The sequence below is a fragment of the Streptomyces sp. NPDC056987 genome (assembly GCF_042673865.1).
Lineage (GTDB): Bacteria > Actinomycetota > Actinomycetes > Streptomycetales > Streptomycetaceae > Streptomyces.
Map to the genome: position 1 here is coordinate 125,725 of NZ_JBHURV010000023.1, position 11,522 is coordinate 137,246.

10 protein-coding genes are annotated in these 11,522 nt (G+C 71.9%); 6 read left to right on the forward strand and 4 right to left on the reverse strand.

Annotation, left to right across the window (positions count from 1 at the left end):
- Positions 1-62 precede the first annotated feature (62 nt).
- Positions 63-509 (forward strand): hypothetical protein, encoded by a 447-nt coding sequence (locus ACFTZC_RS25270; RefSeq protein ID WP_382893394.1) that lies wholly within the window; start codon positions 63-65, stop codon positions 507-509.
- A gap of 51 nt (positions 510-560) precedes the next feature.
- Here the strand turns inward: ACFTZC_RS25270 and ACFTZC_RS25275 are convergent, their stop codons facing one another.
- Complete coding sequence (locus ACFTZC_RS25275; RefSeq protein ID WP_382893397.1) at positions 561-1,949, reverse strand: CoA transferase; 1,389 nt, start codon at positions 1,947-1,949, stop codon at positions 561-563.
- A gap of 229 nt (positions 1,950-2,178) precedes the next feature.
- Positions 2,179-2,892, reverse strand: coding sequence for a GntR family transcriptional regulator (locus tag ACFTZC_RS25280; RefSeq protein ID WP_382893399.1), 714 nt, complete (start codon positions 2,890-2,892; stop codon positions 2,179-2,181).
- A 190-nt stretch (positions 2,893-3,082) separates the two neighbouring features.
- Between ACFTZC_RS25280 and ACFTZC_RS25285 the strand changes: the two genes are divergently transcribed.
- The 5 genes from ACFTZC_RS25285 to ACFTZC_RS25305 are packed head-to-tail and all read left to right on the forward strand — an operon-like array spanning position 3,083 to position 8,454.
- Positions 3,083-4,336: a 4-oxalomesaconate tautomerase gene (locus ACFTZC_RS25285; protein ID WP_382893401.1), complete on the forward strand. Its 1,254-nt coding sequence runs from the start codon at positions 3,083-3,085 to the stop codon at positions 4,334-4,336.
- A complete protein-coding gene (locus ACFTZC_RS25290; protein WP_382893403.1) occupies positions 4,333-5,358 on the forward strand; it encodes an amidohydrolase family protein in 1,026 nt (341 codons plus the stop codon). The genes ACFTZC_RS25285 and ACFTZC_RS25290 overlap by 4 nt, the downstream gene beginning before the upstream one ends.
- A gap of 23 nt (positions 5,359-5,381) precedes the next feature.
- Positions 5,382-6,065, forward strand: coding sequence for a 4-carboxy-4-hydroxy-2-oxoadipate aldolase/oxaloacetate decarboxylase (gene ligK, locus ACFTZC_RS25295; RefSeq protein WP_382893405.1), 684 nt, complete (start codon positions 5,382-5,384; stop codon positions 6,063-6,065).
- A 40-nt stretch (positions 6,066-6,105) separates the two neighbouring features.
- Positions 6,106-7,026: an amidohydrolase family protein gene (locus tag ACFTZC_RS25300; RefSeq protein WP_382893407.1), complete on the forward strand. Its 921-nt coding sequence runs from the start codon at positions 6,106-6,108 to the stop codon at positions 7,024-7,026.
- 45 nt (positions 7,027-7,071) lie between these two features.
- Positions 7,072-8,454: an MFS transporter gene (locus tag ACFTZC_RS25305; RefSeq protein ID WP_382893435.1), complete on the forward strand. Its 1,383-nt coding sequence runs from the start codon at positions 7,072-7,074 to the stop codon at positions 8,452-8,454.
- A gap of 74 nt (positions 8,455-8,528) precedes the next feature.
- Here ACFTZC_RS25305 and ACFTZC_RS25310 read toward each other — a convergent pair whose 3' ends face one another.
- Both ACFTZC_RS25310 and ACFTZC_RS25315 read right to left on the reverse strand, forming a co-directional pair.
- Positions 8,529-9,758, reverse strand: coding sequence for a cytochrome P450 (locus ACFTZC_RS25310; protein WP_382893409.1), 1,230 nt, complete (start codon positions 9,756-9,758; stop codon positions 8,529-8,531).
- A 110-nt stretch (positions 9,759-9,868) separates the two neighbouring features.
- Positions 9,869-11,506, reverse strand: a complete 1,638-nt coding sequence (locus tag ACFTZC_RS25315) for a phytoene desaturase family protein (RefSeq protein WP_382893436.1) — start codon at positions 11,504-11,506, stop codon at positions 9,869-9,871.
- Positions 11,507-11,522 lie beyond the last annotated feature (16 nt).

Consider the following 11,522-nt stretch of genomic DNA (forward strand, 5'->3'; position numbering starts at 1 on the left):
AGATGGCGTGGCCGGACGAATTCCACTGGTGGGGACGTGAATATCCCCCTTGGTGTCCGAACGTGAAGACGCCGACGGACACACCGTTCCAGGACATCCGTGACGTTCCGTCGGCCGGCATCGGACCACTGCTCCGGGACCCCGATCCCCGCGTGCGCCACCGCGGACTCGTACTCCTCGCCGAGTCTCTCGCCGCCTGCCCCGCCCCGCGACTCGCCCCGCGACCGGCCCCGGACGGAGCGGCCGGGAGCGGGTCCTCCGACGTGCCCGGGAGGGCTGAACTCGCCGCGCTGCTCCCCCTGTCGGTGACCGGGCCGCCCGAGTCCGCGCTCCTGCCGGCGGAGCTGGTGGGGTGCGGTGACCCGGGGGTGCGGGCCGACGCGGCCCGGTTCGCCCGGCAGGGGCTGCGCGCCGGTCTCCTCGTGCCCGCGCTCGTCCGGGCCCGGTTGACCGACCTGGCGCGGGCGGACGATCCCGCCACCGCGGCCACCGGGACCGGGACCGGGTAGGGGGTCGAGCGGGCAGGTGGGGCCGGTTCCGTACGGAGGTGTCGCGGCGCGTCAGCGCCAGCGCGGCAGATCCGTGCCCCAGCGTGTCGGCGGGGCCGGCCAGGTGACCGGCGCGCCCGCGTAGTGCACCGGGGAGAGCGCGTGGCGCAGCGGCCCGTAGGCGGACGGTGTCTCGGTGAGCCAGGGCGCCGGATCGTACGGGCCGCCCTCCACCGGCGCGTGCCGGACCCCGTGCAGCAGCCAGGACGCGGTCCCCGCGAGCGAGAACCGCAGCTGCCTTCCCCCGCCCGCCGTCTGACGCTCCGTCAGGGCACGCAGGATCCCGGCCGCGATCAGATACCCCGTACCGTGGTCGAGCGCCTGCGCCGGCAGGGCGCCCGGAGTGCCGTCGGCCGCCGCCTCGCTCGCGGCGATACCGCTCGCCGCCTGGACGAGACTGTCGAAGCCGCGCCGCGCTGCCCACGGCCCGGACCAGCCCCAGGCGCAGAGCTGCGCGACGATCAGACCGGGGCGCCGGGCCAGCAGCGCGTCCGGGGCCAGCCCGTGCCGGTCCAGCGCGCCGGGGCGGTACCCGGTCACCACGACGTCCGCCGTGTCGAGCAGCTCCTCGAAGACCTGCCGGTCGCGGGAGGCGGCGAGGTCCAGCAGGGTCGAGCGCTTGCCGGAACCCGTGTCGGTGTGGGCGTCCGCCTGTTCCGGGAGCCGGGGCGAGTCCACCCGCAGGACATCGGCGCCCAGCAGCGCCAGGGTCCGGGTCGCGACCGGGCCCGAGATGACCCGGGTCAGGTCCAGCACCCGTACGCCCTCGGCCGGGAGAGCGGCGGAGGGCAGCACCAGGGGCGGACCCTCCCCGGCCGCGCGGGTCTCGGCGAGAGGCAGCGCGTCGCCGCCGGGGGAGAGGGGAACGGTGGGGGCCGACGGCGTGGGCGCCACGGCCACGGCGAGGCCGCCCGCCGCGTAGACGGCCTCCTGGATCTCCCGGGCCGGGCGTGTCGCCAGCGCGTCCGCGAGCCGCCGGGTCGTCGCAGGGGTGTCACCCGCGTCCCGGATGTCCAGGGCGCCCAGCAACCGGGCGCGGTGGTGCGGGTAGTTGGCGTGCGTACGGACCCATCCGTCGGCCGCGCGCCAGAACCCGGACAGGGGCGCGAACGCCGTGGGCGTCCGCCCGTCGATCCGCAGATACCGCTCGCTGACGAACGCCGTGGCGACCGCCCCCTCCCGTACCCGTACCGCCGGTACGGACACCCCGCGGCGGAGCGCGAGCAGTTCCGCGGCGGCCAGCGAGCAGGCGCCCACGGTCGCCCGAGCCAGTTCCCGCACGGGGAGGCGGGCGGTCAGCACCTCGCCCGCGCCTTCGTACGTCACCGACCGCGCGAGTCCGTCCGGGCCGCCGAGCGCCGCCCACGCATGGGCGGTCGCCGCGTCGTTTCCTTGCGTCATGCGGCCATTGTCCCGTGTCGGACCCCCGCCGCTCCGACCCCGGCCGCGCCCTCGACGCCCCGGGCACCCTCCTGGAGCACCGGCCCCCGTCCCGAGAAGGCGAACCTTCATGACCGGGGCCGGCCGCCGGCGGTCTGCGCGTGAACGGTGCGATCCTGCGCCACGGGGTGCGAGATTCGGGGCCGCTCGGGCCGCTGATCCTCCGGGGAGGGGGCCGGTGCCGCCCGCCCTACGGCGCCGCCGGGCCCGTGAGGGCCGGGCCGCCGGCCGGCCCGGCGGCGGGGTCCGCGCGGTCCGGTGTGGCGCGCAGCTCGGTGATGACGCTCTCCAGATGGGCGCGGGCCGCCGCCTCGGCGGCGGGGGCGTCGCCCGCGCGGATCGCGTCGATGATGTCCAGGTGCTGGGGGAGCGACCGTACGGGGCGGCCGGGCCGCAGCGAGAGCCGGAACTGGTGGCGCACCATCTGCGCGTTCAGCCGGTCCAGCAGTCCCTCCGCCACCTTCTGGCCGCTGATGCGCGCGATGGCCTCGTGGAGCCGGCGGTTCAGCAGGGAGTAGGTGTCGAGGGCGCTGCCGTCGACCGCCTCGCGCATCAGGACCCCGATCTCCCGCAGCGCCTCCCGTTCCTCCTCGGTGGCGAGCTCCGCCGCCCGGCGCGCGCACAGTCCTTCCAGGGAGGCACGGCACTCGGTGATCTGGATGGCCTCGTCCACCGAGACCACCCGGACCCGGGCGCCCCGGCGGGGGATCAGCTCCACGAGCCCTTCCGCGGCGAGGTCCTGCAGCGCCTCGCGCACGGAACTGCGCGTGGCGTGGAAGGTGTCGGACAGCTCCTGCTCGACGAGCCGCTGGCCCGGCACCATGTCCCCCGACGCGAGCGCCTGGCGGATCCCGGCGCTGACCGTACCGCGCCCCGCCTGTCCCGTGGCCCGCTTCTCCGTCACCTGCACCGCTCCCCTTGACGTCCGACGACTCTCCCGGTGTCCGTCGGAGGCAGTCTAGCCACCCCGCCCGCTCTGCCGATCATGCCGCAAATTTTTTCGTCGATCATATTGTCAACAATTTGGTCGACAGCTAGGTTGTCGTGCCGTGCCCTCCGGGACACATCCGAGTACGCAGAGCCGAGGGGAAGCGATGGAGCAGCCCGTGACGGTGGCACCCACGGACGGTGCGCACCCCCGACCACATGGCGGTCAGACCGCGGTCCCCTGCTGGTTCCTGCGGGGCGGCACCTCCCGCGGTCCCTTCTTCCGCGCCACCGACCTGCCCGAGAGCCCCACCGCACGCGACGCCGTCCTCCTCGCCGCGCTGGGCTCGCCCGACCCCCGCCAGATCGACGGCCTGGGCGGAGCCGGCCCGCTGACCAGCAAGGCCGGGATCGTGGGGCGGAGCGAGCGGCCTGACGTGGATCTGGAGTTCCTCTTCGCCCAGGTGCAGCCCGGCGGCGACACCGTCGACACCACGCCCAACTGCGGCAACATGCTGGCCGCGGTGGTGCCGTTCGCCGTCGAGTCCGGGCTGCTCGTCCCCCAGGAGGACCTGACCACGGCACGGGTGCTCACCCTCAACACCTCGATGGTCGCGGAGATCACCGTCCGCACCCCCGAGGGCCCCGCGGGCCGCGCCGTGGAATACGCGGGCGACACCCGTATCGACGGCGTGCCCGGCACCGCGTCCCCCGTCACGATCAACTTCCTCGACACCGCCGGGTCCGTCTGCGGGGTCCTGCTGCCCACGGGCAACGCCCGCGACCGCGTCACGGCCGACGGCGTCGGCCCCCTCGACGTCACCTGCGTCGACAACGGCATGCCGCTGGTCCTCGTCGCCGCCGCCGACCTCGGCCGTACCGGATACGAGACGGTCGCGGAGCTCGACGCCGACACGGAGCTGAAACGGCGCGTCGAGGCGCTGCGCCTGGTCTGCGGCGAACTGATGGGCCTCGGTGACGTGAGCGCCAGGAACTACCCGAAGATGACACTGATCGCCCCACCCGCGCACGGCGGCACCCTCAGCACCCGCAGCTTCATCCCGCACGTGTGCCACGCGTCGATCGGCGTCCTCGCGGCCGTCACCGTAGCCACCGCCTGCGTCCTGGACGGCACCGTCGCCCACCGGACGGCGCGCCTCCCCACCGGCGACGGCACCGGCCTCACCGTCTCGGTCGAGCACCCCGCCGGCGCGTTCGGCGTCGAACTCGGCCTCGACCGGTCCCACGGCACCCCACACGTCACCAGGTCGGCCCTGGTGCGCACCGCGCGGCTGATCATGGCCGGTGACGTCCTGGTTCCCCGCCGCGCCTGGAACACCGAGAAGGACGGTACGGCCACCGGCACGGACCGTACGACCACCGAGAAAGACCGTACGGACACCGAGAAGGACCGCACATGATCATCGACTGCCACGGCCACTTCACGACCGCGCCGCCCGCCCTGGGCGAGTGGCGCGACGCCCAGATCGCCGCGCTCGGCACCCCCTCCGCGGCGCCCGGCCCGTCCGGGCCGCGCATCGGCGACGACGAACTCCGCGAGAGCCTGGAGGGCAACCAACTGCGGCTGATGGACGAGCGCGGCATCGACGTCACGGTGTTCTCGCCGCGCGCCTCCTTCATGGCCCACCACATCGGCGACCTCACCACCTCGTCCCGGTGGGCGGAGATCTGCAACGACCTCTGCCACCGCGTCAGCCGCCTCTACCCGGAGCGCTTCGTGCCCGCCGCGATGCTCCCGCAGTCGCCCGGCGCCGCCCCGGCCACCTGCCTGCCCGAACTGACCCGCGCCGTCGAGCAACTGGGCGCCGTGGCGGTCAACATCAACCCCGACCCCTCGGGCGGCCACTGGACCGCACCGCCGCTGACCGACCGCTCCTGGTACCCCCTCTACGAGAAACTCGTCGAGTACGACATCCCGGCCATGGTGCACGTCAGCACCAGCTGCAACCCGGCGTTCCACACCACGGGCGCCCACTACCTCAACGCCGACACCACGGCGTTCATGCAGCTCCTCCAGGGCGACCTGTTCGCCGACTTCCCCACCCTGCGCCTGATCGTCCCGCACGGCGGAGGCGCCGTCCCGTACCACTGGGGACGCTTCCGGGGCCTGGCGATGGCCCTGGGGAAGCCGCCGCTGGAGGAGCACGTCATGAACAACGTCTTCTTCGACACCTGTGTCTACCACCAGCCGGGCATCGACCTCCTGCTGGACGTCGTCCCCACCCGCAGTGTGCTCTTCGCCTCGGAGATGATCGGCGCGGTCCGCGGCGTCGACCCGGACACCGGCCATCACTTCGACGACACCCGCCGCTATGTCGAGGCGGCCGGACTGTCCGACGCCGGCCTCACCGCCGTCCAGGAGCGCAACGCACGCACCGTGTACCCACGCCTCGACGCCCTGCTCACCCGGCAGGGACGCTGACCACAGAACAAGGAGCGGCCACCATGTACGAACTCGGAGTCGTCCACCGCGGCATCACCCGCGCGTCCCGGCAGGACGTCGAGGCACTCGCCCCCTTCGGCGTCAGCACCCTCCACGAGGCCCTGGGACGCACCGGACTCATGCGCCCCTACCTCCGCCCCGTCTACGCCGGCGCCCGCCTCAGCGGCACCGCCGTCACCGTACTGCTCCAGCCCGGGGACAACTGGATGATGCACGTCGCCGCCGAGCAGGTACGGCCCGGCGACGTCCTGGTGGCCGCGTGCACCACCGAGTCCGAGGACGGATTCTTCGGCGAACTGCTCGCCACCTCACTGCGCGCCCGGGGCTGCGGCGGCCTCGTCATCGACGGCGGCTGCCGGGACGTGGCGGACCTGGAGAAGATGGACTTCCCCGTCTTCAGCAGGGCCGTCCACGCCAAGGGCACCGTCAAGGCCACCCTCGGCTCCGTCAACGTGCCCGTCGTCTGCGCCAACGCCCTGGTCCACCCCGGTGACGTGGTGGTCGCGGACGCCGACGGCGTCGTGGTCGTCCCCGCCGCGCGGGCCGCGGAGGTGGCCGAGGCGGCACGCGGACGCGAGGAGAAGGAGGACGGCAAGCGCCGCCGGTTCGCCGCCGGGGAACTCGGCCTCGACATCTACGGAATGCGCGAACCGCTCGAAGCCGCGGGACTGCGCTACCGCGACTGATCCGGCCGGCGCCCGGCACCCACCCACAGGAGAACCGCCCATGAGCACACCCGTCCCCAAGTCCCCCGGCTGGCTGGACTGGTACGCGCAGCCGTCCGAGCCCGCCTTCACACTGCCCCCCGGCACCGTCGACACCCACTGCCATGTGTTCGGCCCCCAGGCAGAGTTCCCCTTCGCCCCGGAGCGCAAGTACACCCCCTGCGACGCCGGCCGCGAGCAGCTCCTCGCACTCCACGACCACCTGGGCGTCAGCCGCCGCGTCATCGTCCAGGCCACCTGCCACGGCGCCGACAACACCGCGATGGTGGACGCGGTCCGCGCGTCCGGCGGACGGGCGCGCGGCATCGCCACGGTGCGCCCGGACATCACCGACGCCGAACTGCGGCGCCTGCACGAGGCGGGCGTACGCGGCGTGCGGTTCAACTTCCTCAAGCGGCTCGTCGACGCGGCGCCCAAGGACGACCTCGCCGCCGTCGCCGCACGGATCGCCCCCCTGGGCTGGCACGTCGTCCTCTACTTCGAGAGCGCCGACCTGCCCGGACTGGAGAGCTTCTTCGCCTCGCTGCCCACCCCGCTGGTGATCGACCACATGGGCCGCCCCGACGTCACCCGCCCCGCGGAAGGCCCGGAGTTCAGCCGCTTCCTGCGCTTCGTCGACCGCAACGACGTATGGGTCAAGGTGTCCTGCCCGGAGCGGCTCAGCCGCACCGGCCCCGCAGCCCTGAACGGCGAGCGGCACGCGTACACCGACGTCGTGCCCTTCGGCCGCCGCGCCGTCGAGGAGTTCCCCGACCGCGTCCTGTGGGGCACCGACTGGCCCCACCCCAACCTCACCGACCACATGCCCGACGACGGCCTCCTCGTCGACCACGTTCCCCTGGTCGCCACCACCCCGGAGCAACGGCACAAGCTGCTGGTCGCCAACCCGACGCGGCTGTACTGGCCTGGTGAAGGTGCCTGACCGGTGTCCCCCTCCCCACTCCGTACCAGCGACAAGGGCCCCGCCATGCCGCACCACTCCAACGCCGCCAACCGGCTGGACCGACTGCCGGTCTCCCGGTTCCACAAGGTCACCCTGCTGACCGTCTCCTTCGCGTACTTCTTCGAGTTCGCCGACATCAACACCTTCGCCGTCACCGCGCCCCGGCTGATCAATCTCTGGGGCGTCACGGTCAACCACATCGCCTACGTGACCTCGCTGTCGTTCGTCGGCATGTTCTTCGGGTCGGTCGTCGCCTCCTGGATGGCCGACCGCTGGGGCCGCAAACGCACCCTCACCCTGACCACCGCGTTCTTCGGGCTCTTCTCGTTCGCCTCGGTCTTCGCGTGGGACATCGTCTCCCTCGGGGTGCTGCGCGTCCTCACCTCCGCCGGCCTGTCCGCGATGACCGTCGTCGCCGTGATCTACGTCAGCGAGATCTACCCGGCCGCCGTCCGCGGCAGGTACCAGGCGTACGCCATCGTCATCGGCATCTGCGGCACGCCCGTCACCAACCTGATCGCCAGCGTGGTCGTCCCGCTCAACGACTGGTCCTGGCGGCTGGTCTATCTGTGGGGCTCCTTCGGCATCCTCTTCGTGTTCCTCGCCCGGCATCTCAAGGAGTCGCCCCGCTGGTACGAGAGCAAGGGCGATCACGCCAGGGCCGACGAGGTACTGAGGGAGATCGAGGCCCGGGTCGAGGCCGAGAAGGGCCCGCTGCCCGAACCCGCGGTACCCGTCGACCTCGCCCCCATCGCCAAGGCCCCGCTGCGCCTGCTGCTGCAGAAGAAGTACCTGCTGCCCACCCTGCTGCTCGCCGTGCTGTGGGTCACCCAGACCATCGGGTTCTTCGGCTACTCCAGCTGGGCCCCGACCCTGCTGGCCAAGGAGGGCTTCAGCGTAGAGAAGTCGATCTTCTACATCGCCCTCACCACGGTCGGCGCCCCGCTCGGCTCCTTCCTCGCCGCCATGGTCACCGACCGGTTCGAGCGCAAGTGGTGCCTGGTCGTCTTCGGCACGGTCATCGCGCTCTGCGGCCTGCTCTACGGGCTCACCTTCAACCCGATCCTCATCGTGGTCTTCGGCTTCCTGGTGAACCTCTTCGAGCGCGGCTACACCGCTCTCGCCTACGCCTATTCACCGGAGCTGTTCGACACCCGCGGCCGTTCCCTCGGCACCGGCGTCTCGTACGGTCTGGGCCGTCTGTCGAACGCGGTCGGCCCGCTGGTCATCGCCGCGCTCTACAACCGCACCGGCTACCAGAGCGTCTTCTACTTCATCGCGGGTGCCTGGCTCGTCGGCGCGCTCACCCTCGCGGTCTTCGGCCCCAGGACCCGGGCCGCGCGGCTGGCCGTACCCGTCACCGAGGCGGCACAGACCGTCGAGGGCGGCCCCGTCGGGAAGCGGTAGCGGACCGCGCCCCGAGGACGAGGGCCTGCCGGGTCGAGGACGGGTGTCCTCGACCCGGCAGGCCCGCCCGCGGGTCACCAGGTGATGGGCAGCTCGTACAGGCCGCTGAAGAACTCCTTCGACCGCCAGCGCAGCTCGTCCACCCCGACGGCGAGGCGCAGCCCCGGCCAGCGGTTGATCACCTGCTCCAGCGTCACCTGGAGCTCCAGCCGGGCGAGGTGCGCGCCCAGGCAGTAGTGGGCTCCGTGCCCGAAACTGACATGGGTGTTGCCCGGACGGTCGAGCACCACCCGGTCCGGCTCCGGGAAGACTTCGGGATCCCGGTTGGCCGCGGTCGGCGAGACGATGACGGGCTCTCCCGCCCGGATCAGCACACCGCCCAGCTCGATGTCCTCCATCGCGTACCGCGGCAGGACCACCCCGTTGAGCAGCGGCACGAAGCGCAGCAGCTCCTCGACGGCCTTCGGGATGAGGCCGGGGTCGGCCCGCAGCCGGCCCAGCATGTCGTCGCCGTTCTCCTGGTGGAGCAGCATGAGCGAGAAGAAGTTGCCGATCTGGTTGGTGGTGGTGACAAAGCCGCCGATGAGGAGTTCGCCGAGGATGTCGATCAGCTCGCCCTCGTCGATGATCCCCTCCTCGTCGAGCCCCCGGACCAGGATGGTGAGCAGATCGTCGGCCGGCTCCCGGCGGCGCGCCTCCACCCAGCCGTTCATCCGGGCGTTGAAGAGGCCGGCCTCCTCCAGGATCGTCTCGGGCGGGGTGCTGCCCGAGCAGACGACGTCCGCCCAGTGCCGTACGTGGACGTGGTCGGCGTAGGGGATCCCCACCAGTTCGCAGATGATCGTCATGGGCAGCGGGAAGGCATAGTCCTCGATCATCTCCGCGGGGGCGCCGGCCTCCTCCATACGGTCGAGCAGCCCGTCAGCGGTCCGCCTGATCCTCTCCCGCAGGCGCTCGACCCGGCGTGCGGTGAACTCCTTGCTCAGCAGGGAGCGCATCCGGCCGTGGTCCTGGTCCGCGCTGGTGAGGAGGCCGCCGCTGATCCTGGGCATCCGCTCGATACGGGGATGGTCGCGGTGGACCGCCTCGCCGATGCTGAAGCGGGGATCGGAGAGGACGGCGCGGACGTCCTCGTGCCGGGTGGCCAGCCAGGAGTCCTCGCCGTAGGCCAGGCGCACCCGGGCGAGGGGCTGGTCCCACAACCGCTGGTATCCGGGGTGCGGATCCAGACCGCCGAGGTTCCAGAAGGGGTAGGAGAGCGGTTCGGGGCGCTGTGTGGACTGCTGTTGCGACTGGGGAGACATGGGGGTGTCCGCCTTTCCTTGCGCGGTCCTGGAAGGAACTGCTTACGGGGGTACGGGCCTACGTGTTACGGGTCAACGGGTCACGGGCCTGCGGGTTACTGGCCTGCGGGTTACGGACCTACGGGCACGACGACATGGGTGGGCGGCGGCGCGGTGTCGTCGACCGACGCGGTGAAGTCGACGCCGTCGTCCCGGCAGATGAACTGCACGACCTGCCGTCCGGCGGCGGCGGCCCTGATCAGACCGCCGGTGGTGGCCCAGACGCCGGAGAGGTAGAAGTTCTCCAGGCCGGGCAGGGCGGGACCGTGCTTCTTGACGAGTTCCTCCATCGTCTCGCCGCTCTCGACGAAGGGCTGCCAGCCGAGGACGGTCCCGTTGTAGCTGCCCGTGTAGCGGATCTGGGTGAGCGGGGTGGAGGTGTCACGTACCGCGATGGAGTTCCGCAGCCCCGGATAGCGTTCCTCCAGGAAGTCGACGACGGTGTCCCGCACCCGGCGTTTCGCCGCCGAGTAGGGACGGCCCCGCCGCACCGGCAGGGTGTGCAGCTCACCGCCGCGGCGGAGCCGGCTGAACTGCTCGGGCCCCTCGCTCAGTTCCCGCCAGGGCTCGACATCGGAGAAGTACGTGGCGTAGATGACGGTCGTGTCGTCCGGCGACAGCTCGGGGTAGAACCGGCTGCGGAACTGGACGTTGATGCTCGGATGGCGGATCCCGGTGAGCTTGGCGGCCGTCGCCCCGTCCAGGAGGTGGGTCGTGGTGGGCTCCCCCTCGGGAAACCGCGCCCGCAGCCCGAGGAACACACTGACATAGCCGGGGAAGACCATCCCCGGCTCCTCGATGGTCTTGGTGAACAGCCGCCGGTACTCGTCGTCGAGGTACTGGCCGTCGAGGAACTTCATCAGAGTGGCGGGGCCGTCGCACGCCGAGACGACGATGTCCGCGCGGTACTCCCGCCCGTCCACCAGCCGCACGCCCACCGCGCGGTCGTTCTCCACGAGGATCCGCTCGACCTTCGCGTTGTACGTGACCTCGCCGCCCAGCCGCCGGTATCGGTCCGCGATGGAGCGGGCGAGCCCGAGCGAGCCGCCCTCCGGTACCCCGGCCGATTGGTTCGCCTGCGACGCCATCTGGAAGTAGAAGGGCAGCACGGGGAAGTTGGGGTGCTTCTCCAGCAGGATGTAGTTGAACGCCTCGCGCAGCAGGGGGTCCTGGAACCGGGACGAGTACTCCGTCATCAGGACGGACATCGACGTGCGGAAGAGATTGAGGTACGGGACGAAGCCGGCCAGCATGCGCCACCGCTCCCACCGGCCCATCAGCCCCACCGGCTTGAGGAACGGGTAGGCGGGCAGGGCGGTACGGAACTTGCGCAGCCCGGCGCAGAACGACCGGATGAGACGTGCGTCGGCGGGGGAGAGCGAGAGCAGATGGGCTTCGAGCCGGTCCGGGTCGGAGTAGAAGTACACGGCCCGGCCGTCCTGGCCGCGCACGATGTTGAACACGTCGAAGTGGCGCATCTCCTTGCCCTGGAGGGCGCCGAGTTCGAGCCAGATCTGATGCATCTCGTTGCCGGGGCCGTTGCCGAGCAGCCAGCTGATGCAGCAGTCGAAGGTGAAGTCGCCGCGGCCCCAGCCGGTGCAGCAGCCGCCGGGGATCTCGTGCATCTCGAAGACCTGGCTGCTGTAGCCGTTCATCTGCGCGTAGCACCCGGTGGACAGGCCACCCAGCCCCCCACCGATGACGATCATGGATTTTCTGCGGGGT

Coding starts and splice junctions, on each gene's coding strand:
- ACFTZC_RS25275 (WP_382893397.1), bottom strand. CDS start 1,949: ATGACGCAAGGAAACGACGCGGCGACCGCCCATGCGTGGGCGGCGCTC.
- ACFTZC_RS25315 (WP_382893436.1), bottom strand. CDS start 11,506: ATGATCGTCATCGGTGGGGGGCTGGGTGGCCTGTCCACCGGGTGCTAC.
- ACFTZC_RS25285 (WP_382893401.1), top strand. CDS start 3,083: ATGGAGCAGCCCGTGACGGTGGCACCCACGGACGGTGCGCACCCCCGA.
- ligK (WP_382893405.1), top strand. CDS start 5,382: ATGTACGAACTCGGAGTCGTCCACCGCGGCATCACCCGCGCGTCCCGG.
- ACFTZC_RS25290 (WP_382893403.1), top strand. CDS start 4,333: ATGATCATCGACTGCCACGGCCACTTCACGACCGCGCCGCCCGCCCTG.
- ACFTZC_RS25300 (WP_382893407.1), top strand. CDS start 6,106: ATGAGCACACCCGTCCCCAAGTCCCCCGGCTGGCTGGACTGGTACGCG.
- ACFTZC_RS25305 (WP_382893435.1), top strand. CDS start 7,072: ATGCCGCACCACTCCAACGCCGCCAACCGGCTGGACCGACTGCCGGTC.
- ACFTZC_RS25310 (WP_382893409.1), bottom strand. CDS start 9,758: ATGTCTCCCCAGTCGCAACAGCAGTCCACACAGCGCCCCGAACCGCTC.